General features: G+C 71.3%; 23 protein-coding genes, 1 tRNA gene and 1 pseudogene. 9 read left to right on the plus strand and 16 right to left on the minus strand.

Features of this window, described 5'->3' with window-relative positions:
* Nucleotides 1-56 precede the first annotated feature (56 nt).
* Entirely contained in the window at nucleotides 57-1,421 is a 1,365-nt protein-coding gene (locus tag JOC24_RS04665) for a DedA family protein (protein WP_205018826.1), read from the minus strand.
* A 148-nt stretch (nucleotides 1,422-1,569) separates the two neighbouring features.
* On the opposite strand from JOC24_RS04665, the gene JOC24_RS04670 reads away from it, so the two are divergent.
* From JOC24_RS04670 to JOC24_RS04680, 3 genes are all read left to right on the plus strand, one after another.
* Nucleotides 1,570-1,935 (plus strand): YbjQ family protein, encoded by a 366-nt coding sequence (locus JOC24_RS04670; RefSeq protein WP_205018827.1) that lies wholly within the window; start codon nucleotides 1,570-1,572, stop codon nucleotides 1,933-1,935.
* Between the two features lie 126 nt (nucleotides 1,936-2,061).
* Nucleotides 2,062-2,685: an NAD(P)H:quinone oxidoreductase gene (gene wrbA / locus JOC24_RS04675; RefSeq protein ID WP_205018828.1), complete on the plus strand. Its 624-nt coding sequence runs from the start codon at nucleotides 2,062-2,064 to the stop codon at nucleotides 2,683-2,685.
* A gap of 11 nt (nucleotides 2,686-2,696) precedes the next feature.
* Nucleotides 2,697-4,121 (plus strand): glutamate decarboxylase, encoded by a 1,425-nt coding sequence (locus JOC24_RS04680; protein ID WP_205018829.1) that lies wholly within the window; start codon nucleotides 2,697-2,699, stop codon nucleotides 4,119-4,121.
* Nucleotides 4,122-4,136: 15 nt separating this feature from the next.
* Here the strand turns inward: JOC24_RS04680 and JOC24_RS04685 are convergent, their stop codons facing one another.
* The 6 genes from JOC24_RS04685 to JOC24_RS04710 all read right to left on the minus strand — a co-directional run bounded on the left by JOC24_RS04685 (nucleotide 4,137) and on the right by JOC24_RS04710 (nucleotide 9,737).
* The gene (locus tag JOC24_RS04685) at nucleotides 4,137-4,943 is read right to left on the minus strand and encodes an ABC transporter permease (protein ID WP_205018830.1); all 807 of its coding nucleotides are present in this window, start codon (nucleotides 4,941-4,943) and stop codon (nucleotides 4,137-4,139) included.
* A complete protein-coding gene (locus JOC24_RS04690; protein ID WP_205018831.1) occupies nucleotides 4,940-5,902 on the minus strand; it encodes an ATP-binding cassette domain-containing protein in 963 nt (320 codons plus the stop codon). The genes JOC24_RS04685 and JOC24_RS04690 overlap by 4 nt, the downstream gene beginning before the upstream one ends.
* Nucleotides 5,903-5,999: 97 nt before the next feature.
* A complete protein-coding gene (locus JOC24_RS04695) occupies nucleotides 6,000-6,647 on the minus strand; it encodes a PadR family transcriptional regulator (RefSeq protein WP_205018832.1) in 648 nt (215 codons plus the stop codon).
* An 18-nt stretch (nucleotides 6,648-6,665) separates the two neighbouring features.
* Nucleotides 6,666-7,220 (minus strand): DinB family protein, encoded by a 555-nt coding sequence (locus tag JOC24_RS04700; RefSeq protein WP_205018833.1) that lies wholly within the window; start codon nucleotides 7,218-7,220, stop codon nucleotides 6,666-6,668.
* A 120-nt stretch (nucleotides 7,221-7,340) separates the two neighbouring features.
* On the minus strand, nucleotides 7,341-8,798 hold the full coding sequence (locus JOC24_RS04705; RefSeq protein WP_205018834.1) for an aldehyde dehydrogenase family protein: 1,458 nt from the start codon (nucleotides 8,796-8,798) through the stop codon (nucleotides 7,341-7,343).
* 54 nt (nucleotides 8,799-8,852) lie between these two features.
* Entirely contained in the window at nucleotides 8,853-9,737 is an 885-nt protein-coding gene (locus JOC24_RS04710) for a helix-turn-helix domain-containing protein (protein ID WP_205019315.1), read from the minus strand.
* 318 nt (nucleotides 9,738-10,055) lie between these two features.
* On the opposite strand from JOC24_RS04710, the gene JOC24_RS04715 reads away from it, so the two are divergent.
* Nucleotides 10,056-10,619: an ATP-binding protein gene (locus JOC24_RS04715; RefSeq protein ID WP_205018835.1), complete on the plus strand. Its 564-nt coding sequence runs from the start codon at nucleotides 10,056-10,058 to the stop codon at nucleotides 10,617-10,619.
* A gap of 100 nt (nucleotides 10,620-10,719) precedes the next feature.
* Here JOC24_RS04715 and JOC24_RS04720 read toward each other — a convergent pair whose 3' ends face one another.
* Nucleotides 10,720-10,962: a DUF397 domain-containing protein gene (locus JOC24_RS04720; RefSeq protein ID WP_056793446.1), complete on the minus strand. Its 243-nt coding sequence runs from the start codon at nucleotides 10,960-10,962 to the stop codon at nucleotides 10,720-10,722.
* A gap of 272 nt (nucleotides 10,963-11,234) precedes the next feature.
* On the opposite strand from JOC24_RS04720, the gene JOC24_RS04725 reads away from it, so the two are divergent.
* Nucleotides 11,235-11,432, plus strand: a complete 198-nt coding sequence (locus JOC24_RS04725) for a hypothetical protein (protein ID WP_205018836.1) — start codon at nucleotides 11,235-11,237, stop codon at nucleotides 11,430-11,432.
* Between the two features lie 11 nt (nucleotides 11,433-11,443).
* Here the strand turns inward: JOC24_RS04725 and JOC24_RS04730 are convergent, their stop codons facing one another.
* From JOC24_RS04730 to JOC24_RS04740, 3 genes are read right to left on the minus strand one after another with little or no spacing between them, the layout of a single operon-like run.
* Nucleotides 11,444-13,522, minus strand: a complete 2,079-nt coding sequence (locus JOC24_RS04730) for an FUSC family protein (RefSeq protein WP_205018837.1) — start codon at nucleotides 13,520-13,522, stop codon at nucleotides 11,444-11,446.
* A 54-nt stretch (nucleotides 13,523-13,576) separates the two neighbouring features.
* Nucleotides 13,577-14,752, minus strand: coding sequence for a DUF2786 domain-containing protein (locus tag JOC24_RS04735; protein WP_205018838.1), 1,176 nt, complete (start codon nucleotides 14,750-14,752; stop codon nucleotides 13,577-13,579).
* A gap of 28 nt (nucleotides 14,753-14,780) precedes the next feature.
* Complete coding sequence (locus JOC24_RS04740; RefSeq protein ID WP_205018839.1) at nucleotides 14,781-15,707, minus strand: NADP-dependent oxidoreductase; 927 nt, start codon at nucleotides 15,705-15,707, stop codon at nucleotides 14,781-14,783.
* 131 nt (nucleotides 15,708-15,838) lie between these two features.
* On the opposite strand from JOC24_RS04740, the gene JOC24_RS04745 reads away from it, so the two are divergent.
* From JOC24_RS04745 to JOC24_RS04755, 3 genes are all read left to right on the plus strand, one after another.
* Nucleotides 15,839-17,545: a bifunctional 3'-5' exonuclease/DNA polymerase gene (locus JOC24_RS04745; protein WP_205018840.1), complete on the plus strand. Its 1,707-nt coding sequence runs from the start codon at nucleotides 15,839-15,841 to the stop codon at nucleotides 17,543-17,545.
* Between the two features lie 120 nt (nucleotides 17,546-17,665).
* On the plus strand, nucleotides 17,666-18,721 hold the full coding sequence (locus JOC24_RS04750) for a DUF2804 domain-containing protein (protein WP_205018841.1): 1,056 nt from the start codon (nucleotides 17,666-17,668) through the stop codon (nucleotides 18,719-18,721).
* Between the two features lie 37 nt (nucleotides 18,722-18,758).
* Nucleotides 18,759-19,466: a phosphotransferase gene (locus JOC24_RS04755; RefSeq protein WP_205018842.1), complete on the plus strand. Its 708-nt coding sequence runs from the start codon at nucleotides 18,759-18,761 to the stop codon at nucleotides 19,464-19,466.
* On the opposite strand, the pseudogene JOC24_RS33040 reads toward JOC24_RS04755, so the two are convergent.
* Together JOC24_RS33040 and JOC24_RS04760 are read right to left on the minus strand one after the other, a co-directional pair.
* Nucleotides 19,451-19,615, minus strand: a pseudogene (locus tag JOC24_RS33040) (DNA-binding response regulator); the annotation flags it as partial. The gene JOC24_RS04755 and the pseudogene JOC24_RS33040 overlap by 16 nt on opposite strands.
* A gap of 293 nt (nucleotides 19,616-19,908) precedes the next feature.
* Nucleotides 19,909-21,126, minus strand: coding sequence for an FUSC family protein (locus JOC24_RS04760; RefSeq protein WP_205018843.1), 1,218 nt, complete (start codon nucleotides 21,124-21,126; stop codon nucleotides 19,909-19,911).
* 628 nt (nucleotides 21,127-21,754) lie between these two features.
* On the opposite strand from JOC24_RS04760, the gene JOC24_RS04765 reads away from it, so the two are divergent.
* Nucleotides 21,755-22,369, plus strand: coding sequence for a cysteine hydrolase family protein (locus JOC24_RS04765; RefSeq protein WP_205018844.1), 615 nt, complete (start codon nucleotides 21,755-21,757; stop codon nucleotides 22,367-22,369).
* A 120-nt stretch (nucleotides 22,370-22,489) separates the two neighbouring features.
* Here the strand turns inward: JOC24_RS04765 and JOC24_RS04770 are convergent.
* The 3 genes from JOC24_RS04770 to JOC24_RS04780 form a co-directional block, all read right to left on the minus strand.
* Nucleotides 22,490-22,563: transfer RNA gene (locus JOC24_RS04770), tRNA-Thr, on the minus strand.
* Nucleotides 22,564-22,661: 98 nt separating this feature from the next.
* The gene (locus tag JOC24_RS04775) at nucleotides 22,662-24,191 is read right to left on the minus strand and encodes an alpha/beta hydrolase (RefSeq protein WP_205018845.1); all 1,530 of its coding nucleotides are present in this window, start codon (nucleotides 24,189-24,191) and stop codon (nucleotides 22,662-22,664) included.
* A 130-nt stretch (nucleotides 24,192-24,321) separates the two neighbouring features.
* The gene (locus JOC24_RS04780) at nucleotides 24,322-25,527 is read right to left on the minus strand and encodes a DNA polymerase III subunit delta' (protein ID WP_205018846.1); all 1,206 of its coding nucleotides are present in this window, start codon (nucleotides 25,525-25,527) and stop codon (nucleotides 24,322-24,324) included.
* Nucleotides 25,528-25,582: the final 55 nt, after the last annotated feature.

Consider the following 25,582-nt stretch of genomic DNA (forward strand, 5'->3'; position numbering starts at 1 on the left):
ACGGCGCCCCGGCCCCCTCATGGGGACCGGGGCGCCGTCGGTGCGTGCGCGGCGGGTCAGCGCCTGTCCTGCCAGCCGTACTGACCCGGGTCGTCCTGTCGGCCGTCGCCGCGCCCGGCCGGGGGCCTGTCGCCGTAGGGACCGCTCTCGGTGTCCTGACCGGGCCGGGCAGCGCCGTAGGGGCCGTCCTGCCCTCCGTCGTACGGGGCGGCCTGACTGCCGTACGGATCGCCTTGGCCGCCGTGGCCGCTGCCGTACTGAGCGGTCGGGTCCGCGGACCCGTACTGCTCCGCCTGACCGTATCCGTACCGGCCGCCCCGGTCGCCGCCGTACTGGCCGGGCTGCTCGCCGTACTGACCGCCCTGCTCGCCGTACTGACCGCCCTGCTCGCCGCCGTACCGGCCGTACTGCTGCTCGCCGTACTGGCCCTGGCCTGCGCCGTACTGGCCACCGGCCGGACCGGCGCCGTACTGGGCACCCCCCTGAGGGGCGCCGTACTGGGCACCCTGACCGCCGTACTGACCCGTCTGGCCGCCGCCGTACTGGGCACCCTGGCCGCCGTACTGTCCGCCGCCGTACGGAGCATTCCGGTCGGTGCCGTACGGAGTGCCCTGGTCAGTGGTGTATCCACCTGCCTGGTCGGTGCCGTACGGAGTGCCGCCGTACTGCCCTGCCTGGTCCGCGGTGTACAGGTGGGCGGCGGGGCCCCGGCCGTCGTTGCCCGCTCCGCCGTGAGGGCCTGCCGCGGGGCCTTCGCCGGAGGGGCCCTGGTCGTCGCCCTGCTGTGCGGCGCCTTCCTTCTTCGACCTGCTGCGGGCCCGCAGGAACTCGATCACGATCGGCACCACGGAGATGAGCACGATCAGGATGAGGATCATCTCGATGTTCTCGTGCACGAAGTCGATCTTGCCGAGGGCCGCGCCGAGTACCGTCACGCCGACACCCCAGAGGATGCCGCCGATGATGTTGTACGTGATGAACGAGCGGTAGTTCATCCGGCTGACACCGGCGATGATCGGCGTGAACGTCCGGACGATGGGGACGAAGCGGGCCAGCACCAGCGACTTCGGTCCGTACTTCTCGAAGAACTCGTGGGCCTTCTCGACGTTCTCCTGCTTGAAGAGACGGGAGTCCGGGCGCTTGAAGAGCGCCGGCCCCACCTTGCGGCCGAAGAGATAGCCGACCTGGTCACCGATGATCGCCGCCAGGGCGACCAGGACACAGACCAGCCACAGGGGGTACTTCAGGTCTCCCGTCGTCACCAGAAGTCCGGTGGTGAACAGCAGGGAGTCACCCGGCAGGAAGAAGCCGATGAGCAGTCCGGACTCGGCGAACACGATGAGCAGGAGTCCGGGAAGCCCGAAGGTGTTGAGCAGATAATCCGGGTCCAGCCAGCTCGGGCCGAGCGCAAGCGTATTCAAGGGTCCGGGCTCCAGGTTGGTCGGTGTGCGCGGCTGCGTGGCCGCCCCAAGCTATCAACGCTGCGGCGGACGCCTGGGTTCCACTGGCGTAAGCAAGGATGCGCCCGGTACGAACCGGAGCAAAGCTTTCCTCAGGAGGTGCCACGTCATGGGCATTGAGGAATACGGCGGCGGGCAGACGGCCCGCGCGGACGTGCTGGTCGTCACCACGAACGACGTACCCGGCTACCAGGTGACGCAGGTCATCGGGGAGGTGTTCGGGCTCACTGTCCGCTCCCGTCACCTCGGCAGCCAGATCGGCGCCGGTCTGAAGTCGATGGTCGGCGGTGAGCTGAAAGGGCTGACCAAGACGCTCGTCGAGACCCGCAACCAGGCGATGGAGCGGCTCGTCGAGCAGGCCAGGTCCCGCGGCGCGAACGCGGTGCTGATGATGCGCTTCGACGTGAGCGAGGCGGCGGACGTGGGCACCGAGGTCTGTGCCTACGGGACCGCGGCCGTGATCAGCGCCGCCTGACCGTCACGTCCTGAACATCGCGTCCTGATCCGCGCGTCCTGACCGCGCCTCCTCACCCCGCGCGTCCTGATCCGCACGTCCTCCCGCTCCCCGGTCCGTCCGCGTTCCTCTCCCGGAGGCTCCCGCATGCCCACACCCGTCAACGTCGCCGTCATCTACTACTCCTCCACCGGCACCGTCTCCACGATCGCCGAGGCCGTCGCCAGGGACGCCGAGAACGCCGGCGCGCAGGTACGCCTGCGCAAGGCCGCCGAACTCGCCCCACAGGCCGCCATCGACTCCAATCCGGCCTGGGCCGAACACGCCAGGGCGACCGCGGGCATCCCCGAGGTCTCGCCCGACGACATGGTCTGGGCGGACGCGGTGATCTTCGGGACACCCACCCGCTACGGGAACGTGACCGCCCAGCTCAAGCAGTTCCTCGACACGCTGGGGGGCCTCTGGCAGGCGGGCAGCCTCGCCGACAAGGTCTACAGCGGCTTCACCGCCAGCAGTACCGCCCACGGGGGCCAGGAATCCACCCTGCTGGCGCTCTACAACACCGTCTACCACTTCGGCGGCATCCTGGTCCCTCCCGGCTACACGGACCCCTCGAAGTTCGTCGACGGCAATCCGTACGGCACCTCCCACGTCTCGGGGCAGGGCGACATCCCGGTCGCAGAGCAGACCCTGACCGCCGCGCGGGTCCAGACCGAGCGCGTCGTGAAGTTCACCCGTGCCATCAAGGCCGGACTCGCGGCCGAGAACTGAGGAGACCGCCCATGCCGCTCCACAAGGGTTCGCACGGCGAGGCCGCGCCGACCGACGAGCACCGCAGACTGGCGCTGAACCCGTTCTTCGGCGAGGCCGACCCGACCGCACCGATGGTCGCCGCGCCGCCGACGCACCGTCTCCCGGACGGCCCACTGCCGCCGTCGACCGCCTACCGGCTCATCCACGACGAGCTGATGCTCGACGGCAACTCCCGGCTCAACCTCGCCACCTTCGTCACCACCTGGATGGAACCCCAGGCCGGCGTGCTGATGGGCGAGTGCCGGGACAAGAACATGATCGACAAGGACGAGTACCCGCGGACCGCCGAGCTGGAACGACGCTGCGTGGCGATGCTCGCCGACCTCTGGAACGCGCCCGACCCCGGGTCCACGGTGGGCTGCTCGACCACGGGCTCCAGCGAGGCCTGCATGCTGGCCGGGATGGCGCTGAAACGCCGCTGGTCCGCCAGGAACGCCGACCGTTATCCGGCGTCCGCCCGGCCCAATCTGGTCATGGGCGTCAACGTCCAGGTCTGCTGGGAGAAGTTCTGCACGTTCTGGGAGGTGGAGCCCCGGCAGGTCCCGATGGAGGGTGAGCGCTTCCATCTGGACCCGCAGGCGGCCGCCGAACTGTGCGACGAGAACACCATCGGTGTGGTCGGCATCCTCGGCTCCACCTTCGACGGTTCCTACGAGCCGATCGCGGAGCTCTGCGCGGCGCTGGACGATCTGCAGGAACGCACCGGGCTCGACGTCCCCGTCCATGTGGACGGGGCGTCCGGGGCGATGGTGGCGCCGTTCATCGACGAGGACATGGTGTGGGACTTCCGGCTCCCCAGGGTGTCCTCGATCAACACCTCCGGGCACAAGTACGGTCTGGTCTACCCGGGGGTGGGCTGGGCCCTGTGGCGTTCCCCGGCCGAGCTGCCGGAGGAGCTGGTGTTCCGGGTCAACTACCTGGGCGGCGACATGCCCACCTTCGCGCTCAACTTCTCCCGGCCGGGCGCGCAGGTCGTGGCGCAGTACTACACGTTCCTGCGGCTGGGCCGGGAGGGCTATCGCGCCGTCCAGCAGGCGTCCCGGGACATCGCGCTCCGACTGGCGACGGAGTTCGAGTCCCTGGACGACTTCCGGCTGCTGACCCGGGGCGACGACCTCCCGGTGTTCGCCCTGACGACGAAACCCCACGTGAAGGCGTACGACGTCTTCGACGTGTCGAGGCGCCTTCGCGAGCGCGGGTGGCTGGTGCCCGCGTACACCTTCCCCGCCAACCGCCAGGACCTGTCGGTGCTGCGCGTGGTGTGCCGCAACGGCTTCTCCTCCGACCTCGCGGAGATGCTGGTGGACGACCTGCGCGGACTCCTTCCGGAGCTGCGCGCCCAGGCGCATCCACTGAACCGGGGCGCGGGGGCCCGGACGGCCTTCCACCACTGACGCGCCGGAAGGCCGTCAGCGGCTGAGCCGCGCGAACCTCCGTACCGCCGCCGGGAAGAACACCGCGATCAGCACCACCGGCCAGAGCACCGCGAGCAGTTCGGCGTGTTCGGCGGCCCAGGAGCCCGTCGGGCCGCCCGGGTTGCCGAACAGGCCGCGTACCGCCGTCGCCGTGGCCGACATCGGGTTCCACTCCACGGCTGTGCCCAGCCAGCCCGGCATCGACTCCGGCGACGCGAAGACGTTGGAGAGGAAGCCCACCGGCCAGACGAGGATCTGCACGGCCTGCACCATCTCCGGCCTGCCCGCGACCATCGCGAGCTGGATGCCGATCCAGAGCATCGCGAACCGCAGCAGGAGCAGCAGCCCCAGAGCGGCCAGAGCGGCGGCCGTGCCGTTGTGCCAGCGCCAGCCCAGCGCGTAGCCGACTCCGGTCATCACGGCGAGAGCCGCCACCGACTGGAGCATGTCGGCGGCACTGCGCCCGACCAGGACCGCGCCCGAGACCATCGGCATGGAACGGAACCGGTCGATGAGCCCCTTGTCCAGGTCCTGGGTGACGGCCAGCATCGTGCCCTCGAGGCCGAAGGCCATGGTGAGCGCGAGCATGCCGGGGACCAGGAACTCGGTGTTGTCCCCGTCGACCGCGCTGCCGCCGCCGACCAGGTAGTTGAACATCAGGAGCAGCATCACCGGGAAGACCAGACCGACGACCACCTGGGCGGGTTGCCTCGCCCAGTGCGCCAGCTCGCGCCGGGTCATCGTCCAGCAGTCGGTCAGCGCCCAGCCGATGCGCCCCGGTCCCGCCACGGCCGTGCTCATGCCGCCACCTCCGTGTCCATGGGTGTGCGGGTCCCGCTGCCGCCTCCGGTGAGGGACAGGAAGACCTCGTCCAGCGTGGGCCGGCGCACCGCGATGTCCTCCGCCTCGATGCCCGCCTCCTCCAGCACCCGCACGGTGCGGGCCAGGGCCCGCATGCGGTCCGGGGCGGGTGCGCCGATCAGCCGCCGGTCCTCGTCCACGGTCACCCCGTCACCGAGCAACGCGGCAGCCTCGCCGAGCCGGTGCGCGTCGCGGACGACCACGTCGACGCGGTCCCCGCCGACCATCGCCTTCAGCCGGTCGGCCGTGCCCTCAGCGATGACCCGGCCGCCGTCGATGACCGAGATCCGGTCGGCCAGCTGGTCCGCCTCCTCCAGGTACTGGGTGGTCAGCAGGACAGTGGTGCCACCGACGGCCAGGGCACGCACGGCGTTCCACACCTCGGCCCGCCCCCGCGGGTCGAGTCCGGTCGTGGGCTCGTCCAGGAACAGCACCTCCGGGTCGGTGATCAGGGACGCGGCCAGGTCGAGCCGACGCCGCATGCCCCCGCTGTACTGCTTGACCGCCTTGCGCCCGGCGTCCTCGAGCCCGAACCGCTCCAGCAGTTCGTCGGCCCGGATACCCGCCCTGCGCGCGCCGAGGTGGTAGAGCCTGCCGAACATCTCCAGGTTCTGCCTGCCGCCGAGTTCCTCGTCCACCGCCGCGTGCTGCCCGAGCAGCCCGATCCGCCGCCTGACCTCACCGGCCTCGGACCGTACGTCGAACCCCGCCACCTCGGCCCGCCCCCCGTCGTGCCGCAACAGGGTCGTCAGCACGCGGACGGCGGTGGTCTTGCCCGCCCCGTTGGGGCCGAGGACCCCGTGCACCGTTCCGCCCCGGACGGCAAGGTCGAGGCCGTCCAGGGCGCGCTTCTCCCCGTACCGCTTGTGCACTCCTTCGACGACGATCGCGTCGCTCACGGTGTCCACCACCCCTTCTCTTTAGTCAAACTTGACTAGAAGGTAGAAGGTAAGCCCGTCGACATCATTCGTCAAACTTGATTAGCGGGGAGCTCGGTCAGCCGGGGTCCCCCGGACGGGGGACCTCCGCGGCATAGGGGTTCTCCTGCCCCTCGGCGAGCACCCCGATGAAGGGTTCGCCCTCACCCGCGAAGGTGTACGCCCCCGCCTCGATCCGGGCGATCAGGCCGCGGGTCCACTCGGCACCCGCGTCCGCCGAGTGCACCCACATGTTCATGATCTCGCCGATGTGGCCGATCGACTCCGGACCTTCCGCGGGCGTGTAGTGCTCCGTGACCGAGGCCCGCCAGCCCTCGATGGCGGTGATGCGCTCGCGCAGGAGCGACACCACCTCGGCCCGCTCCAGGTCGACGATGAAGCCGATGCCTGCCGACAGGACGTCCACGCCCTGGTCGTGGTCGTAGGAGGTCAGCGACGCCCTGAGCAGGGTGAAGAACTCCTGGGCGCCACGGTCGGTGATCTCGTACTCCGTGCGGGGTGGGCCACCGGCTGTCGACGGGGCGACCTCATGGGCACGCAGCAGTCCCTGCTTCGCCATCTGCTTGAGTGCGTGGTAGATCGATCCGGGCTTGGCGTTGGACCACTCGTGGGCGCCCCAGTACTCCAGGTCGTTGCGCACCTGGTAGCCGTGCGCGCGGCCGTGCTGACGCACCGCACCCAGGACCAGGAGACGGATCGCCGACATACCACCCATCCTTCGTACTCAACTTCGACCAGCGTAGCCCGCCTCTTCCGCGACCAGTTCGAGGGCCGTCCTGCCGTCCAGCGCCTCGCGGAGGATGTCGGCGTGCCCCGCGTGGCGTCCGGTCTCCTCGACCAGGTGGAGCAGCAGCCAGCGCATGGAGCACTGCCCGTTCTCGGGGAACCAGGGCGCCGGGGGCAGCGGGAAGGTGTCGCCCATGTCGTCGACGTCATCCAGGATGAACGCCTCCGTCTCAGCGGCGACCCGGGCCCAGAAATCGAGCATCCGCGGGATCGTCTCGTCACCCACGAGCCTGAAGCCGTCGGACCACGTCTCCGCGTTCCGCTCCTTGTCGTTCGGACGCCGCTGGGCCATTCGCAACCAGTTCAGCTCGCCCTCGGCGACGTGCTTGAGCAGTCCGGAGAGGGAGAGCTCGCTGACCAGGGGGCGGCTCGCGGCCTGCTCCTCGGTGAGGCCGGCCACGGAGCGCCGGATGGCGCCGCGCTGTGCTTCGACGAAGGCGAGGAGGGCGCCGCGCTCGTCGCCGTGACCCTCCGAGGGAACGTGGGTGACCATGATGTCTGCCTTCCGGACGTGACGACCGCTGGAGTACGGGCTGCTCGCCTGCCCGCTCGCCTGCTTGTGCCGTCAACGTACGGACCCATCAGGTCAGGTCCTGTCCTCGATCCGCCGGCGTCAGAAGGGAAAACCCGTTCGCCCGCGCTGCACGGAGATCCACTTCCGGGTGGTGAAGGCGTCCACGGAGGCCTCGCCGTTCAGGCGCCCCATGCCGGACCTCTCCTCGCCGCCGAACGCGACCGCCGGATCGTCCTGCGCGGTGGCGCCGTTGACATGGAACGTCCCGCCCCTGACGCGCCGGGCGAACCGCACGCCGCGTTCGGCGTCCACCGTGTGGACGGCGCCGCTCAGGCCATAGGGGCTGTCGTTGACCAGGCGTACGGCGTCGTCCTCACCGTCGAACGGCACCAGCAGCGCCACGGGACCGAAGATCTCCTGCTCCAGCAGCGGCGACCCCTCCGGCAGTCCGGTCAGTACGGTCGGCTCGACGAGATTGCCCCGCGTGCGGCCCCGCACGAGCGCGGTGGCACCTGCCTCGATCGCACCATCGACCAGCACGGCGAGCGACTCGGCCTGGAACGCGCTGATGACCGGCCCGATCCGGGTGTCCGGGTCGCGCGGATCTCCTGACGGGAGGGCTGCCACCGCCATGGTGAACCTGTCCGTGAAGTCCTTCTCCACCGACCGGTCCACCAGGATGCGGTTGGCGGCCATGCTGACCTGCCCTTGGAACAGGAAACGGCTGTAGACCGCCGCCCGGACCGCGTGGTCCAGGTCCGCGTCCTCGAGCACGACCAGCGCGCTGTCGCCACTCAGTTCGAGGACGGTTCGCTTGAACTGCCCGGCGGCGACCGCGGCGACATGGCGGCCCACCCGGTTCGAACCGGTGAACGAGATCACCTTGGGCACGGGGTGTTGGATGAAGGAGTCACCGATCTCGGCACTGTCGGTGATCGTGACGTTGAGGAGCCCCGGGGGCAGCCCCGCGTCCTCGAAGATCCGGGCCACCAGCCCGCCGCCGGCGACCGGGGCGTTCTGGTGGGGCTTCACGACGACGGCGTTGCCGAGCGCGAGCGCGGGGGCGACGGTCTTCATCGTGACGAGGAAGGGGAAGTTGAAGGAACTGATCACGCCGATGACCCCGACGGGTAGTCGGTAGACCCGGTTCTCCTTGCCGTCGTCGGCCGAGGGCAGCAGCCGGGCCACCGGGCGGATCGCCTGCCCGACGGCCTCACGCAGGAACTCCAGCGCGACACGCACCTCGTATTCGGCCTTGGCCCGGGTGCCGCCGAGTTCATCGACGATCAGCTCGATGATTTCCCCACCGCGCTCCCCGACAAGGCGCACCGCGTTCTCCAGAACGGTCCGACGCTCATAAGGACCGACCGTCGCCCATTCCCGCTGCGCGCGTTCGGCAGCCCGGTAGGCAAGGTCGACTTCGGCGGCGGTGGCCACGGTGACGGAGCAGAGCTTTTCGCCGTTGTAAGGATTGAAATCAATGATGTCCCACGCACCGTTGCCGGTCAGCCACTCGCCGTCGATGTACTGGCGGGCCAGTTCACTGGGGAAGGACATGCAATCCCTTACTGCAGGCGCAGACTCCTGTCGGAAAGTCATCTTACTGGCATATCAGGTCAGTTGAAGGAGTCCCCGGAGAAGATCCCGGCTCTCCTCGGGCCCAGGACAGTCCTCGTGGAGCCGGACCATGGCCTTTTCGTACTGGGCGACTTCTTCTGCCTTGTCCAGATAAAGCGCACTTGTCAGCTGTTCCAGGTAGACGATGTCCGACAGATCGGATTCCGGAAAGCGCAGCATCGTGAATGCGCCACTCTCACCGGCGTGGCCACCGAAGCTGAAGGGCATCACCTGGAGAGTGATATTCGGTTGTTCCGACATATCGATCAGATGCCGCAATTGCGCACGCATCACCTCGCGCCCGCCGTACGGACGGCGCAGTGCCGCCTCGTCGAGCACGGCGTGGAAGCGCGGGGCACGCTCGGAGACGAGCGCCTTCTGCCGCGCCAGCCGTAGCGCCACCCTCCGGTCGATCTCCGCGGCCGGCGCACCGGGCATGCCGCGCGCGACGACCGCGTGGGCGTACGCCTCGGTCTGCAACAGCCCGTGAACGAACTGGACCTCGTAGATCCGGATGAGCGAGGCCGCCCCCTCCAGACCGATATACGTCTGGAACCAGCCGGGCAGCACATCGCCGTAACTGTGCCACCAGCCCGCCACGTTGGCCTCACGGGCCAGGCCCAGGAGCGATTCACGCTCCGCCTCGTCCGTGACCCCGTACAGCGTGAGCAGGTCCTCGACGTCCCTGGCCTTGAAGCTCACCCGTCCCAACTCCATGCGGCTGATCTTCGATTCGGAGGCGCGGATGGAGTAGCCGGCCGCCTCACGGGTGATGCCGCGCGACTCGCGCAGGCGCCTGAGCTGTGAGCCCAGCAAAATGCGCCGCACCACAGAACCACTCGACTCGCCTGCCGACACCGGTTTCCCAACCCTCCCCATCGCTTCCCGTACACCGGGGTTCCCCCGAACCCCGGTGCCGGATTCTGCCACCAAAACGCTTCAGCCCGTACTCATTCGATTACAGAGATGGGAAGACTTTCGGAAAGCTTCAAAACTATGAAGCGGAAGAAATGAGTCCGAACCGGCACGCTGTCGGGCAGAACCATCGCGTGCACGTGCATCTGCCCTTGCATCTGCTCTGCGCATTCGGAACCATGGTCCCCGCGCACCTGCGTGCTCGTTCGTGTTGTGCCGCTGTACCCGCAGTGCCCGCAGGAAGCAGTGCCGCTACAGCCGCGACTCCCGGGAGTGCCTCGTATGGGGACGAATGGATCGACGACGCTCGAGCCGTTACGGCAGGGGCTTCCACCCATCGACCCCTCGGCGGTCGCGGGTTCGGCCACCTGCAAGCTGCCGACCCGGTACGAAGCGGTTGGCGGGGCGAGGAAATTCACCCGTACGACACTGAACTCCTGGGATCTGGGCGACCGCTTCGACGACGTCGCCCTGGTGGTGTCCGAGCTGGTCACGAACGCGCTGCGGCACGCCCTTCCGGCCGACGCGGCCCGGGAGCGGCAGGACTCATCCGTGCGGCTGCATCTGATGCGCTGGAGCTCACGCCTGGTGTGCGCGGTGCGCGACCCCAGCGAGAGGGGGCCCGTCGCGGGCACGGCGCCGGATTCGGCCGAGTCCGGCCGGGGCCTGTTCCTGGTCGAGTCGTTCAGTGACTGCTGGGGCTGGCACCCCTCCCCCGTGCCGGCCGGGGACACACCGAGCGGCGGTGGGCTCGGCAAGGTGGTCTGGGCGCTGTTCCGGCTGACGGACCACGCGGCGCAGGAGCGCCACGTGCCGGCGGACGCGTTCTCCGACGGCGCGCAGTAGTACGGCTCGCGCCGCGGTACGGGGCGCGAGCCGGGCGCGCAGCGGCGCGCGAAGCGGCCGGCCCGCGGTGGTGCGGCCTCCGCCCGCCCTGCCTGCGCGGTCAGCCGCCCGTGGCCAGGTGGTCGAACTCCCCGTCCTTCACGCCCAGCAGGAGCGCCTCGATCTCGGCCGGCGTATAGACCAGTGCCGGGCCGTCGGGGTGGCGCGAGTTCCGCATCGCCACATTCCCACCGGGCAGTTTCGCGAACTCCACGCATGATCCCTGGGAGTTGCTGTGTCTGCTCTTCTGCCAGACGACCCCGCGAAGCTCTGTGGCCGCCATGCCGTTGTACACGTGGTGCACAGGACGCTCCCCGAGTTGCAAGGTGCAAGTGTCAACTAGCTCGGATCATAGCTGTGTTCATATGCCAATGCATGAGCAGATGCACGTGCACGCGGGGTGCGCGGGTGATTACAGTTTCCCGCTGATCCACCCGCCCACCCGCCCCCTCTTCCACTCCTATGAGTTAGAGACGAACGGCGACCCAATTTGGCTCCCACTCGCGCGAGTTGTTCTCTTCACCGCCGGTGGCTCGGCGCGGTCCTCCGGCCGTCAATCCGGAAGGGGAACTCCATTTGGACAGGCTTCCGCGCTCAGGTGTTCCTGCCGCCGCCGGCCTCGACGGGGACACCGACCGCACCATGGGCACCGCGGAGTACGACGACGGCGAGCAGCTCGCCCTGAGCCGGGGCCCGGCGCCCGGGGCCGAGGAGATTCCGGCCGAGGACACGCCTCCGGGCTGCACCGGTCCGCCCGGACTCGCCGCGCCCTGACGCGTCCCGCCTCACGCCCGCCCGCTGCTGATCTTCAGCGCGTGCGAGAAGTCCTCCAGGGCGCGGAGCAACAGGGTGGCCCCGTTGCGCACGAAGGTGTCAGCGGGCGGCCCCGGGGAGCCCCCGGGCTCCAGCGCCTCCCTGACCTGCCCCCAGTCCGGGACGCGGCGCTCCCGCACCGCCTTCGCCCCCTCCTCGGTTGCCCGCCTCAGCACGTCCGCCAGCCCGGCGGCCTCAGGGACGGGAGTGGCGGAGGCGGCGGGCAGGTGGGCCTCCATGAGCATCGCCACCCTGCCGAACTGGGCGAGCGCCTCCTGGGCGTCCGCGGCGGAGGTCCGGGAGATGCCCCGGTGGCGCACGGGCTCGTGCCGGGCCGTCTCCAGCGCCTCCTGCCACGCCACCCGGGCCTCCCGTGTGGTGAGGAGAGCGGCACGCACGTCGTCCAGCGTCCTGGACGCGGGGTCGGCGTACCGGTCGAGGACCGTGGCAGCGTAGCGCCCGTCCGTCACCATCCAGGCGGCGAGCCGGTCGCGCAGACGCGGAGTCTCCCAGGCCGGGTAGATGGCGTACGCCACCATCGCGAGGAGTCCGCCGATGAGGGTCAGCACCACCCGTTCGGGCACGGTCTGCGACCAGTCGTCGCCCGCCATGCCGAGCAGGAAGACGACGTAGGCGGAGACGCAGACCTGGCTGACCGCGTATCCGGTGCGCATGAGCAGGTACATCAGCCCGGCGCTGACGACGGCCAGCAGGGCGGAGAGCTCCGCGTTCGGGTGTGCGGCCTGCACGATTCCGGTGGCGACGGCGACGCCGACCACGGTGCCCATGAAGCGGGCCACGGACCGTGAGTACGTCTGGGTGAACTCCGGGCGCATCACCATCACGGCGGTCATCGGTGCCCAGTAGCCGTGGCCGAACGGCAGCACCGCCCCCAGGAGATAGCCCGCCGCGGCCACCGCCGACACCCGGACGGCGTGGCGCAGGATCGTGGACCCCCGGCGCATCTCGCGGCGCATGGAGCGGTAGACGACGGGGACGAGCCGCAGCAGGGTGGGCCGGCGGCGGTGCGGGACGAGCGGCTCCCCCGGCGTCCGGTCGTCCGTACCGGTCCCCTCGGCGATCTCGACGACATCGGCCAGCAGTGACACGAGCCGGTCGGCGGCACGGCGTGGCGGGCCGGTGAGGATGACCTCGGTGTCGGGGGACTTCAGGACCGAGAGCGCCGTGTCGTCCAGCTGGACCGGGTCTCCGTGGCGTACCGCCCGCGCCGCGGAGTCGAGCAGGGACCCCGCGGCGCCGAGGATCTCCCACACCCAGTAACGCTCGGGCCCCTCGGCCGGGACCCCCAGGGCGGGATCCGCCAGCGACGCCAGGACCGGCCGCAGCCGTTCGGCGACCCCGCGCGCGCCGTGCAGGTCGGCTGGGCGCCGACGGGCCTGGCGCGGGGTGACTGCCGCGGCGTTGCGCGCGGTCATCAGCGGTACGGGGTCGAAGGGCGCGACCGGGTCGTTCCGCAGCCTGCGGGCGTAGTCCGCCACACCGGCCAGGGCGTCGGCGAGCGCGTCGCGCTGGGCACCCCATCTGCGGACCGGGAACAGCACGATCAGCGCCGCCTGGACGAGCCCGCCGAACGCCATCATCGCGGCGTGGGCGGCGGCGTCGAGGACGGAGGTCGGCAGGGTGATCGTGACGAGCATGATCGACACGTTGGAGCCGGCGATGATGCCGCCCGTGGGCCCCGCCGCCCAGGTCATCCCGGCGGCGAACGTCCAGAGGATCAGCAGGGCGAGGAACAGCACGGTGTGGGACACCGTGACGTAGCCGACGAACGTCGAAACGGCCAGGCTGGCCCCGGAGACCAGGGCGAGGACGGGACGGGGGCGCCAGCTGCGCTGGAAGGTGGCGATGGCGGCCTGGAACGCGCCGAACGCGGATCCGGCGGCGATCACCGGTCCGAAGAGCGCCAGGCTCACCCCGACGACGAGGGCGAGGCCTGCGGCGCCGCGCACCGCGATGAGCGGTTCGAGACGTTGCCGCTCGATCTCCAGCCCGGAGCGGGCCGTCTCCCTCAGCGCCCGGAGCCAGCTCATGGGCAGAGCCTAGCCGGATTACCCCACAATCCCGACTTGTGCCGCCCTACCGACCTAACGGCCTATTTCCGCACCTTCTCGACCCATCCTGGCCCGGTCGGCCGCGGCCGTGCCGTGGCTCCAGCCCTCGGCGTCCGTCGCCCCGCGCAGCCGCGTCGTGGTGGTTCTCGGGAACATCCGCTCGGCGGTCCCGGTGACGGCGACGTCCCGGGCCGCCAGGACCGGCAGCAGGGCACCGGCCTCAGCCCCGCGGTCCCCGGAGCCGTCTTCCGAGCCGGCCGCGGCCGTCACCCGCGCGGTGTCCGCCACGAGACGGCTGCCGAGCCGCTGGGCGTACGCCAGCAGGAAGGACTGACGGAAGGTCTTGGTCCGCTTGCGCCCGCCGGCCCGCTGCCCGGCCTCCGCACGCGTCATCGCGGCGGTGCCCTGCACCAGCAGCGAGGTGAAGAGCAGCTCGACGGCCTCCAGATCGGGCTCGAAGCCCACGACCGTGGTGAAACCGAGGTCGCTGTTCCACACGGCCCGGCAGCGGTTCGCCGAGGCGACGGAGTCGAGCAGGACCGCCTTCGCGCTCTCGTACGGGGCGTCGACACCGATCCGGACGGCCCCCGGGGTATCGGCGCTGTGCGTCCGGGCCGCGAGGAGCGCCTCGTCGATGCTGTGCCGGGCCATCAGCTCCTGCGCCTTGGTGGTGAGCGCCTCGGCCTCCTCCGGGAAACCGGTCGCCTCCGCCTTGGTGAGCAGCGCCCGGATCCTCGTGAGCATGCGGGGTTCGCCGTGGGCCGGCGGCAGGTGGGGAGCACCCGCCGCCGTGCCGGGCGGCGGCCCCACGGGCTCGATGACCGGGAGCCGCAGCAGCAGCCGGTACAGCTCGAGGAGCGCGGAGGCGTACGTGAAGCGGTCGGGCCGGTTGCGTGGCGCCGGGGCGGGCATCGCGGCGAGCTGCTCCGCCCAGCGTGCGGGCAGTCGGCCGTACCCCGCCGTCTCCGTGGTGATCAGGGCGGAGACGAGCGCGGCCCCGGCCTCGTCGAGCTCGTGCCGGACGGTCCGTACGACATCGGCGGGCTGCCAGCCGCGCGCCCAGGCCCGCCGCACGAACTCCTCGCCCCGGCGGTGCAGCTCCTCGTCGGCGGACGGGTCCGCGGCGAGGAGGGAGGCGCCGGTGTCCAGGCCCGCGTCACCGTCCGCGTACAGGGCCGCGGCACACGCCCGGTCGATCACCGATTCCATCGGGCCAGGGTAGGCGCCGGCAGGGCACTCACCGCTCCCCGGGGAGCAGGACGAGCTTGCCGCGCACGTGTCCGGCCTCGCTGAGCTCCTGGGCCCGCGCCGCCTCACGCAGCGGGAACGTGCGCTCCACGGGGATCCGCAAGCCGCCGACCGCCGCGGCCTCCGCGTACTCGGCGAGCCGCCTGCCCTCGTCCGGGAGGCTCCCGCCGCCCGCCGAGAAGGCCACCCCGTGGTGCGCCGCGTCCGGGTCCGCGATGGTGGTGATCCGGTCCGTGCCGCCACGCAGCTCCACCGAGTCGGCCAGCGCACCCTTCCCCGCCACGTCGAACACCGCGGCCACGCCCTGCGGCGCGGCCTCCCGCACCCGGTCCACCAGCCCCTCCCCGTAGGCCACCGGAACAGCGCCGAGCACCCGCAGGTAGTCGTGGTTGGCCGGGGAGGCGGTCCCGACGACCGTGGCGCCCCGGGCGGCCGCCAGCTGGACGGCGGCCGAGCCGACGGCACCCGACGCCCCGTGCACCAGCAGGGTCTCGCCCGCGGCCACCGCGAGTTCGTCGAGCACCCGGGCGGCGGTCGCGGTCGCGACCGGCAGCGCGGCGGCCTCCGGCCAGCCCAGGGCCTCAGGCTTGGGCGCCACGGCTCCCACGTCGGCCAGGACGTATGCCGCGTAGGCGCCGGTCGTGCTCCGGCCGAGGACCTCGTCACCGACCGCGAACTCCGTGACGCCCCTGCCGGTCTCGTCGACGACCCCGGCGAACTCGCTGCCGGGTGTGGCGGGCAGCCGGGTGGGGAAAGCCGCCTCCATCCAGCCGTTGCGGATCTTGTGGTCGACCGGATTGACCCCGGCGGCCCTGACCTCCACACGGATCTGGCCGGGCCCGGCGTGCACGTCCTCGACCTGGGCCGGACGCAGGACGTCGGGGCCGCCGAACTCCTCGTACACGATCGCTTCCATCACCGTCTCCTCCTCCGCCGCCGCGTTGCCGGTACGCGCCCGCGCACCTCACTCCGATCCTCGCGGCAGTCGGGCGCGCCCGCCCGGCGGGAGGGACTGGCGCTGTCAGTGCCGGGTGCAAGACTCGGCCCATGACCGATCGTTGGGCTCTGGGCATCGCGGAAGGGGGCGGCGCACTCCTCGTGCGGCTGACGCGCGACGGCCTGCCCGCCGGCCCCGTCCTGACCGAACCCGACCTCGTCGAGTCCGTCCGCTCCCGTCCCGAGGTGACCCGCTGGGTCTGGCGTTCGACCACCGGGATCTACCCCCGGCTGCTCACGGCGGGTGTCCGGGTCGAGCGGTGCTACGACATCGAGGCGGCCGAGCTTCTGCTGCTCGGCCACGAGGGGCGGCTCGGGGAGCCCCGTTCCGCCGCGGCGGCCTGGGCCCGGCTGCGCGACGCGCCCGTACCCCCTGATCCGCCACCGCGGTCGGCGGAGCGCGGCTCCCAGTCCTCCCTCTTCGAACCTCACTCCGGCACGGACCTGCCCTTCGAGGCGCTCCTCGAGGTCTACGCGGAGCAGCTGCGCCGCCACGACGCGGCGGAGCACCCGGGCAGGATGCGGCTGCTCACCGCCGCCGAGTCCGCGGGCATGCTGGTCGCCGCCGAGATGAACAGGTCCGGGCTCCCCTGGCGGGCCGACGTGCACCGCGAGGTGCTGAACGACCTGCTCGGCGAGCGCTACGCGGGCGGGGGCGAGCCCCGCAGGCTGGCCGAGGCGGCGGACGAGGTGTCGGCGGCGTTCGGGAGACGGGTGCGGCCCGACCTGCCCGCCGATGTGGTGAGGGCGTTCGCGCAGGCCGGGATCAAGGTGAAGTCGACCCGCCGGTGGGAGCTGGAGGAGCTCGACCACCCGGCGGTGGAGCCGCTGATCCGCTACAAGAAGCTGTACCGTGTCTGGACGGCACACGGCTGGAGCTGGCTCCAGGACTGGGTGCGCGAGGGCCGCTTCCGCCCCGAGTACCAGCCGGGAGGCACGGTCAGCGGGCGCTGGACGACCAACGGCGGCGGGGCGCTCCAGATCCCCAAGGTGATACGCCAGGCGGTCGTCGCCGACGAGGGCTGGCGCCTGGTGGTTGCCGACGCCGACCAGATGGAGCCGCGCGTGCTGGCCGCGATCTCCCGTGACCGGGGTCTGATGGACGTGGCCGGACACGAGGGCGACCTCTACAAGGCGCTGTCCGACCGCGCGTTCCAGGGTGACCGCGACCACGCCAAGCTGGCACTGCTGGGCGCGATCTACGGGCAGACCTCGGGCGACGGCCTGAAGAACCTGGCGGCACTGCGGCGGCGGTTCCCGCATGCCGTCGCCTACGTCGACGACGCGGCGAAGGCCGGCGAGGAGGGCCGCCTCGTCCGCACCTGGCTGGGCCGGACGAGCCCGCCCGCCGCGAGGGCCGGCGAGGACGAGGAGGCGGGCATCCCGCAGGAGAGCGAGGGGACGCCGGCCGACGAAGGCACCGGCACGTACGGATTCACCCCGGGGTACGCCTCGTCGAATGCCCGGGCGCGGGGCCGCTTCACCCGCAACTTCGTGGTCCAGGGCAGCGCCGCGGACTGGGCCCTGCTGCTCCTGGCGGCGCTGCGGCGGACGCTCACCGCCGGGGGGATGCGCGCTGAGCTGGTGTTCTTCCAGCACGACGAGGTGATCGTGCACTGCCCGGCCGACGAGGCACCTGCGGTGGTGGAGGCGATCCGCGCTGCCGGGGAGCTGGCCGGCCGGGTCGCGTTCGGGGAGACGCCGGTGCGGTTCCCTTTCAGCGCGGCGGTCGTCGAGCGCTATTCGGACGCCAAGTGAACCGTCCACCGCGGACCATGACGGTGTGCGGACCGGGACGCCCCGCCCAGGTCAGGACATGTGCCCGGCGCGCCCCGCGGCCGTAGCGGGGTGGGTGCGGCGCCGCTATAGGCTCCGGCCATGGCGACGCACGAGCACGAGATCACCGAGCCCGTCGACCTCTGCCTGCCCGACGGCAGTCTGAACCCGGCAGCCGTCGGCTGGTCCAGGAAGCCGCAGCACCGGGCCAATCTGCGCGGCTGGGGCCGGACGAAGCGCTGGGAGCACTGGTGCGTGACCACGCCGACCCATCTGGTGGCCCTGACCGTCAGCGACCTCGACTTCCTGGCGCTGAACACGGTCTACGTGCTCGAATTCGGCCCGGGCGGCCGTGAGTTCGAGTGCTCCTCGATCATCCCCGCCGGCCGGGGCGTCCGGCTGCCCGACACCATTGCCGGGGCGCCAGGCTCAAAGGACGTGGTCGTCGGCCCCGCCCGGCCGAGCGGGGGCAGGGTACGCGTCGAGATCCGCGACGAGAACGCCGGAACACGGCTGCGGGCCCGCTGCCTGACGCCGGAGCGACTCCCGCTGGAGGTCGGCCTCCTGGTGGCGCGGCCGGAAGGCCACGAATCGCTCTCCGTGGTCGTGCCGTGGAACGAACGGCGTTTCCAGTACACCTCCAAGCACACCGCCCTCCCCGCCTCCGGCAGGGTGCGCATCGGCGGCGAGATCGTGAAGTTCGGCGGGGAGGAGAACGACACCTGGGCCGTCCTGGACCACGGCCGCGGGCGCTGGCCGCGTACGGTCGACTGGAACTGGGGCGCCGCGTCCGGCCGTACGGACGGGCGCACGGTCGGCCTCCAGTTCGGCGGACGCTGGACCGAGGGCACCGGCTCCACCGAGAACGGCCTCTGCGTCGACGGCCGTCTCACCAAGATCGGTGAGGAGTTGGACTGGCAGTGGTCCGTCACCGACCCGCTGGCGCCCTGGACCCTCCGTGCGCCCTCGTCCGGACAGGTGGACCTGACGTTCACGCCCTTCCACAACCGGTCCGTACACACGGATGTTGGCCTGGTCGCGAACCGTACCGACCAGCGCTTCGGCCACTACGACGGCCGGATCCGCACGGACGACGGCGACGAGATCGCCGTGGAACACCTGCTGGGCTGGGCCGAGGATGTTCACATGCGCTGGTGACTCCCCCGGGTGGTGCCGCGCGGGTAGGTTCTCCCCCATGCATATAGGCCCGCTCCTGGGATCGGGACGCACCGCCGACGTGTACGCACTCGACGGCCCCTGGGTCCTGCGCCGTTACCGCCCCGGCATCGACTCCGCCGGTGAGCTGGCCGTGATGTCGTACCTGTCGGCTTCGGGCTTCCCGGTCCCGCGCATCGGGCCGCCGGCCGAGGACGCGCTGCCCACGGACCTGGTGGTGCAGCGGCTGACCGGCCCGACGCTGGCCGAGGCGCTGCTGGCGGGAACGGTGACCGCGGACGAGGGCGCGGACCTGCTGGCGCGGCTCCTGCGGGAGCTCCACGCGATCCCGCCCCGGCTCTCCCAGGACCCCGAGGACCGGATCCTGCACCTGGGTCTGCACCCGGAGAACGTGACCCTGACACCCGAGGGCGCCACGGTCACCGACTGGCTGACGGCCGGCGAGGGGCCGCCCGCGCTGGACCGGGCCATGACCTCGCTGATCCTGGCCCAGGTGGCCCTCGATCTGTCGTCTTCCGACGCCGGTGAGCAGGCCCGGGGACTGCTGGCGGCACTGCTCCCCCGCTTCACGGGCGACGGAGGCGTGCCCGCCGACGCACTCGCCGGCGCCACCGCCCTGCGCGCGGCGGACCCGCAGTACACCGCGCACGGGACGGCGGCGCCGGACGAGGCCGCGGATCTGGTCGCGTCACTGTCGGGCCGGGGCCCCGCTCACTCCCGCAGATAGGCCGGCACGGTGAGGACCCGGCGGTTGGTCGCGTCGGTCAGGGAGAGGTCCTGCTCGGTCAGGATCGAGCCGAAGTGCTTGCCGACCGCGCCCTCACCGACCGTGAGCGCCTAGGCGACGAAAGCGTTCGAGCGGCCCTCCGCCATCAGGACCGCGTCGCTGCCGAGCGGGGCACCGGGGCGCGGACGGGCGGTGAGTCCCCCGGTCCTCCGGGCCCGTCCGGCGGACGGCTCCCGCGCCTTCCGGCCGCTTACGGTGCGAGGCCCTCGCCCGGGAGCCATGGCGCCTCCCGGGCGGGCCGTCCTGCGTCCAGCGCCGCGGCACGGTCGAAGCCCGTCACGCGGAGCGTCCATCAGGCGCGCGGGCTCGAGCAGAGCAGTGGCGTACGCGAAGACGGTGTCGTGCCGTCCACACCCAGCGGCCTCGACCGGTCGCGGACTGCCTACCGCAGGGTGCTGCCGGGGGTGCGGTCCGCTTCCTGCGCGACGTCGAGAAGGACCTGGCTGGTGTAGCGGAACTCCTCCAGAAGCCGAGTCGCCTCGGTGACGAGAATGCCGTACGGCGCAGAGGGGTCGGCGAGGGACAGGGACAGCCGGTGGGTCTCCTCGACCACCTCGTCCCTGCGCGCCTCGGCCTCGTCGGTGAGCCGCTCCAGCCGTTTCGCCTGCGGAAGCAGCGTGGTCTCGTCCAGCGTCGTGAGCACCTCGGCCACCGCGCCGACGGATTCCAGGAAGGCCGCGTACCGCTGCAGGAACGGCCGCCGGGCCTCGTCCTCCGCACGGGACCGGTCGAGGCCGCGGGTGAGAGCGGCCACCTGATAGAGCGTGCGCTCCAGGGCGCCGAGCACGATCTCGTAACCCTGGAAGCCCGGGTGCCTCCGATGGCGGCGCAGCAGACGCCGTGGGTTCAGCAGGGCGCTCTCCTTGGCGGTCCGGAGCCCCGACCTCGCCTGCCCGATCATCTCCCCGGTGCGTGCCGCGCGGGCCCGCCACCTGCCCGTGGTGTCCTCGTCGGGCACCCCCTCGGCGAGCACGGGATGTATGTCGGCGAGCAGACCGTGGAGGGTGTGGGCGAGGCTGCGGATGCCGTACTCGGCGCTGCGGTGACGCAGCGGCGGGGCCACGAGGACGTTGACGGCTGTCCCGATCGCACTGCCGATGAGGACCAGCAGGACGATCTCTCCGAGGGCGCGCAGCCGCTGGGCGTCCCCGGACGCCGAGGTGTAGGTCGAGAAGGCGAAGAAGGCGGCGGTGGCGACCTGCGGTCCCTGGACACCGAGGACGTGCCAGCGCCCGATCGTCAGGGCGATGAGGGCGACGAGCAGGAAGGTCAGCAGGTCGGGGCCGGCGAGGAAGCCGAGAGCGGCCTGCACCAGGACCCCGGCGACGACGGCTCCGACGTAGCGAAGCGACTGGACGACCGAACGGTAGACGGTCACCTGCATCATCAGCACCGCGGAGAAGGGGGCGAACGCCGGCGACCGGGCTTCGAGGACGTCGTTGGAGATCAGCCAGGCCAGAGTGGCGGCGAGTGTGCTCTTCGCGATGACCAGCAGGGTGTCGCGCTCGTCCCCTGAGGAGGAGAGGGCCTGCCGCCACCACTGTGCGACGGCGGCGAACCGTCCCGTGCCCGTCCGCTCGGTCGTCGTTCCTCCGGTCATCAGTCCCCGCAACCTCCCGCTCCGATCCCGCTGTCCACACGCGCGGTTCCTCGTCGGCCCGCCGCATCCCTGGTGGCGGGATACCCCACGGCCCGGTAAAACGGCGGCGTGACCGCCCGCGCTCCACTCCCGTGCCCGGCGACACCTGATTGAAGCGAATCCGCGAGAAACGCCGGGCCTCCCCCGCCGGGGGCCGCCCTCGCAATCTGCCGGGTGCCCATGGGCTGTTCCGCGTGGCGGGGCGAAACGGCGCAGCGCACGCGTACGACTCCCGCCCTCCCGGCACCCCTGACGGCGTTCGTCGGCCGGGTGCGGGACGCGGTGAACTCGCCGCGGCTCCGAAGACGCGTCGGCAGGTGACCGCGGTCGGTCCGGGTCGCGTGGGCAGGACGCGGCCCGCGCCGGCGGTGCCGGCGGCAGGCCACGGTGGTCACAGCCTCTCCCGGCGGAGGTATGGAGCGTTTCCGTGCCGGCCCCGAAATCGTCCACGGATAAAGGGCCCGTGACCGTCCGGTACTCACGACACCGGGATCCACGCACGACGGCCACGCCTGACGAAGCCGATTGCCCCCCATCTCAGGCAAGCTGTTCCTGTCGTTGATGTGTCCCAGCTCACCGAGGAGCCGTCATGTCCGAGACCTTCCGCCTCGACCCGGCGAAGACCGCACTCGTCCTGATCGAGTACCAGAACGACTTCACCAGCGAGGGCGGTGCGCTCAACAGCGCCGTGTCCGGGGTGATGGAGAAGACCGGCATGCTCGCGAACACCGTGGCCCTGGTCGAAGCCGCGCGCGCCGCGGGAGTCACCATCATGCACGCGCCCATCACCTTCGCCCCCGGTTACGGCGAGCTCTCACGGACCCCGTACGGCATCCTCAAGGGGGTCGTGGACGGCTCGGCCTTCGTCAAGAACACCTGGGGCGCCGCGATCGTGGACGACCTCGCACCGGCCGAGGGCGACATCGTGATCGAGGGCAAGCGCGGCCTCGACACCTTCGCGAGCACGAACCTCGACTTCATCCTGCGGAACAAGGGAATCGACACGATCGTCCTCGGAGGCTTCCTCACCAACTGCTGTGTCGAGTCGACGATGCGCACCGGGTACGAGAACGGATTCCGGGTCGTCACCCTGCCGGACTGCGTCGCCGCCACCTCCCAGGAGGAACACGAGAACGCGATCACCTACGACTACCCCATGTTCTCGATCCCCATGACGTCCGCCGACGTCATCGCCGCCCTCTGACAGCACGCGACGGCTGTACCGAGCCTCCGTCGGCCGCCCCGGCGGCCGACGGAACCCCTCGTCTGGACCCGGACATAGAAAAACCCCAGGTCACGGCGAGTGAGTCCTGGGGTTCATCCGAGCCGCCTTCGGGATTCGAACCCGAGACCTACGCATTACGAGTGCGTTGCTCTGGCCAACTGAGCTAAGGCGGCACGCTCTGTCGCACCATGGTGCGGTCAGCAGCGACGCCAAGTCTACACAGTTTCCAGGGGTGCTCCGCACCGCCCGCCGCCACCGCTGTACCCGCAGGTCAGGTGCACTTCTTCCCGTTCCTGGGCGGCGTGCCCTCCAGCAGATAGGTGTTGATCGCCGTGTCGATGCAGTCGCTGCCCCGGCCGTACGCCGTGTGACCGTCGCCCTCGTAGGTGAGCAAGGTGCCGGAGGAGAGCTGGTCCGCGAGGGACTCGGCCCACTTGTAGGGAGTGGCCGGGTCGCGGGTGGTGCCCACCACGACGATCGGGGCGGCGCCCTCCGCCTCGGTGCGGTGCGGGGTGCCGGTGGCTTCCACGGGCCAGGAGCCGCAGTTCAGGGCGGCCCAGGCGAAGCCCCTGCCGAAGACGGGGGACGCCTTCTCGAAATCCGGGAGCGCCTTCTCCACTTCTGCGGGCCCGGTGAAGGCGGGGGTCAGGTCGAGGCAGTTCACGGCGGCGTTGGCGAACATCAGGTTGGCGTACTTGCCGCTCGGACCGCGGTCGTAATAACTGTCGGCCAAAGTGAGGAGGCCGGAGCCGTCGCCGCGCCGCGCCGCGGCGACGGCTTCGCGCAGCTGGGGCCAGGCGGCCTCGTCGTACATCGCGGCGATCACGCCCGTGGTCGCCAGGGATTCGGTCAGCTGCCGGGTGTCACCCGTCGGCACGGGCTCGGAGTCCAGGTCGCTGAAGAGCTTCTTCAGCGCGGTCGCCGCGTCGGCGGTGGACGTGCGGCCGAGCGGGCAGTCCGTCTGCTTCACACAGTCCGCGGCGAAGGACTGGAACGCGGCCTCGAAGCCGGCGGTCTGATCGCGGTTGATGTCGATCGCGGGGAGCGACGGGTCCATCGCCCCGTCCAGGACGAGACGTCCTGCCCGGGCGGGGAACAGCTCGGCGTAGGTCGCGCCGAGGAACGTGCCGTACGAGGCGCCGACGTAGTGCAGCTTGTCGTCGCCGAGCAGGGAGCGCAGGACGTCCATGTCACGTGCCGTCTCCACCGTGGAGACGTGCGGGAGGATCGTGCCGGACCGCTTCTCGCAGCCGTCGGCGAACTTCGCGTAGGACTTGTTCAGCTCGGCGATCTCGCCCCTGTCGTCCGGGGTCTGGTCCACCTGCGTGTAGGCGTCCATCTCCTTGCCGGTGAGGCACTCGACCGGTTCGCTGCGGGCCACACCCCGTGGATCGATGGACACCATGTCGTACCGGGCACGGACCGGGGCGGGGTAGCCGATGGCCGCGTACCCCTGGAGGTAGTCGACGGCCGAGCCGCCGGGGCCTCCGGGATTCACCAGGAGCGAGCCGATCCGCTTTCCGGGCCCGGTGGCCTTCTTACGTGAGACGGACAGCTTGACGTCCCCGTCGTCGGGCTTCGCGTAGTCCAGAGGGGCCTTCATCGTGGTGCACTGGAAGCCCTCGACACCGCAGTCCCGCCACTTCAGCTTCTGTCCGTAGTAGGGCTCGAGCCCTTCGGGGGCGGCCGAGCCCGTCGCCGACGCGCTCGGGGCCGAGCCTCCACTGCTGCAGCCGGAGACGAGCAGGCCGGCAGTGCCGAGCCCGATGGCGAACGTACGGAGCAGGCGCCTGGTGTCCATCCCCGGAGCGTAGCCGCCGCGTGACGACTCAACCGATTCCCTGCTCATACGGGTGAATTCACCCAGCTCCGCAGTCCACCCGGAACGCCGGTGCCAGCGGGCCGCACCTGCCCGACTCCGCCACCGGGCGTCAGCCGGCCCGGAGCGCCACCGTCATCGCCTCCACGGCGAGCAGGGGCGCCACGTTGCGGTCGAGGGCGCGGCGGCAGGCGATCACTGCCTCGATCCGGCGCAAGGTCCGCTCCGGCGTGGACGCCTCGGCGACCCGGTCGAGCGCGTCCCGGACATCCGTGTTGGCGAGGGCGATCCGGGAGCCGAGCTGAAGAGCCAGCACATCGCGGTAGAAACCGGTGAGTTCGCTCAGCGCGAGATCGATGCTGTCGCGCTGCGTACGTGTCCTGCGGCGCTTCTGCCTGTCCTCCAGCTCCTTCATCGCACCCGCCGTCCCGCGCGGCATCCGGCCCCCGGCCACACCGCCGAGCGCCGCCTTCAGGTCGTCCGTCTCCTTGACGTCGATCTCCTCGGCGACCTGCTTCGCGTCGTCCGTCGCCGTGTCGATCAGTTCCTGGGCCGCCTTGAGGCAGCCACCGACGTCGTGGACGCGGAGCGGGAGCCTGAGCACCGCCGTGCGGCGGGTACGGGCCCGCTCGTCGGTGGCCAGACGGCGCGCCCTGCCGATGTGCCCCTGTGTGGCGCGAGCGGCGAACGCGGCCCGCTCCGGGTCGATGCCGTCGCGCCTGGTCAGCACATCGGCCACTGCGTCCACCGGCGGCGTACGCAGGTTGAGGTGGCGACAGCGAGAACGGATCGTGGGCAGAACGTCCTCGAGGGACGGGGCGCAGAGCAGCCACACCGTGCGGGGCGCGGGCTCCTCCACCGCCTTCAGCAGGACGTTTCCCGCGCCCTCGGTGAGGCGGTCCGCGTCCTCCATGACGATGACCTGCCAGCGGCCCACGGCGGGGGAGAGCTGGGCACGGCGGACGAGTTCACGGGTCTCCTTCACACCGATGGAGAGCAGATCCGTGCGGATCACCTCGACGTCGGCGTGGGTGGCGATCAGCGCCGTGTGGCAGCCGTCGCAGAAGCCGCAGCCGGGAGCCCCTCCCAGGGCCCGGTCGGGGCTGGTGCACTGGAGCGCCGCGGCGAAGGCACGGGCCGCGGTGGACCGGCCGGAGCCCGGCGGGCCGGTGAACAGCCAGGCGTGGGTCATCTTCGAGCCGGGGGGCACCGGGCGCCCCTCGGACTGGGCGGTGACCAGCGCATCGGCGTCCCGGGCGGCGGCGCCGAGCTGCTCCTGCACCCGGTCCTGTCCGACCAGGTCGTCCCATACGGTCATGGTCACCGCCCTTCCGGTGGTGTGCTGCGCAACGCCGGTGTCCCAGCGCTTCCCT

The sequence above is a fragment of the Streptomyces sp. HB132 genome (assembly GCF_016909575.1).
Lineage (GTDB): Bacteria > Actinomycetota > Actinomycetes > Streptomycetales > Streptomycetaceae > Streptomyces.

Bases quoted from the DNA above. Each gene is read 5' to 3' on its own strand.
- JOC24_RS04740 (WP_205018839.1), bottom strand. From the start codon at position 15,707: ATGGAAGCGATCGTGTACGAGGAGTTCGGCGGCCCCGACGTCCTGCGT.
- JOC24_RS04715 (WP_205018835.1), top strand. From the start codon at position 10,056: ATGGGGACGAATGGATCGACGACGCTCGAGCCGTTACGGCAGGGGCTT.
- JOC24_RS04695 (WP_205018832.1), bottom strand. From the start codon at position 6,647: ATGTCGGCGATCCGTCTCCTGGTCCTGGGTGCGGTGCGTCAGCACGGC.
- JOC24_RS04755 (WP_205018842.1), top strand. From the start codon at position 18,759: ATGCATATAGGCCCGCTCCTGGGATCGGGACGCACCGCCGACGTGTAC.
- wrbA (WP_205018828.1), top strand. From the start codon at position 2,062: ATGCCCACACCCGTCAACGTCGCCGTCATCTACTACTCCTCCACCGGC.
- JOC24_RS04760 (WP_205018843.1), bottom strand. From the start codon at position 21,126: ATGACCGGAGGAACGACGACCGAGCGGACGGGCACGGGACGGTTCGCC.
- JOC24_RS04780 (WP_205018846.1), bottom strand. From the start codon at position 25,527: ATGACCGTATGGGACGACCTGGTCGGACAGGACCGGGTGCAGGAGCAG.
- JOC24_RS04730 (WP_205018837.1), bottom strand. From the start codon at position 13,522: ATGAGCTGGCTCCGGGCGCTGAGGGAGACGGCCCGCTCCGGGCTGGAG.
- JOC24_RS04680 (WP_205018829.1), top strand. From the start codon at position 2,697: ATGCCGCTCCACAAGGGTTCGCACGGCGAGGCCGCGCCGACCGACGAG.
- JOC24_RS04735 (WP_205018838.1), bottom strand. From the start codon at position 14,752: ATGGAATCGGTGATCGACCGGGCGTGTGCCGCGGCCCTGTACGCGGAC.
- JOC24_RS04670 (WP_205018827.1), top strand. From the start codon at position 1,570: ATGGGCATTGAGGAATACGGCGGCGGGCAGACGGCCCGCGCGGACGTG.
- JOC24_RS04685 (WP_205018830.1), bottom strand. From the start codon at position 4,943: ATGAGCACGGCCGTGGCGGGACCGGGGCGCATCGGCTGGGCGCTGACC.
- JOC24_RS04710 (WP_205019315.1), bottom strand. From the start codon at position 9,737: ATGGGGAGGGTTGGGAAACCGGTGTCGGCAGGCGAGTCGAGTGGTTCT.
- JOC24_RS04705 (WP_205018834.1), bottom strand. From the start codon at position 8,798: ATGTCCTTCCCCAGTGAACTGGCCCGCCAGTACATCGACGGCGAGTGG.
- JOC24_RS04775 (WP_205018845.1), bottom strand. From the start codon at position 24,191: ATGGACACCAGGCGCCTGCTCCGTACGTTCGCCATCGGGCTCGGCACT.
- JOC24_RS04700 (WP_205018833.1), bottom strand. From the start codon at position 7,220: ATGGTCACCCACGTTCCCTCGGAGGGTCACGGCGACGAGCGCGGCGCC.
- JOC24_RS04750 (WP_205018841.1), top strand. From the start codon at position 17,666: ATGGCGACGCACGAGCACGAGATCACCGAGCCCGTCGACCTCTGCCTG.
- JOC24_RS04765 (WP_205018844.1), top strand. From the start codon at position 21,755: ATGTCCGAGACCTTCCGCCTCGACCCGGCGAAGACCGCACTCGTCCTG.
- JOC24_RS04745 (WP_205018840.1), top strand. From the start codon at position 15,839: ATGACCGATCGTTGGGCTCTGGGCATCGCGGAAGGGGGCGGCGCACTC.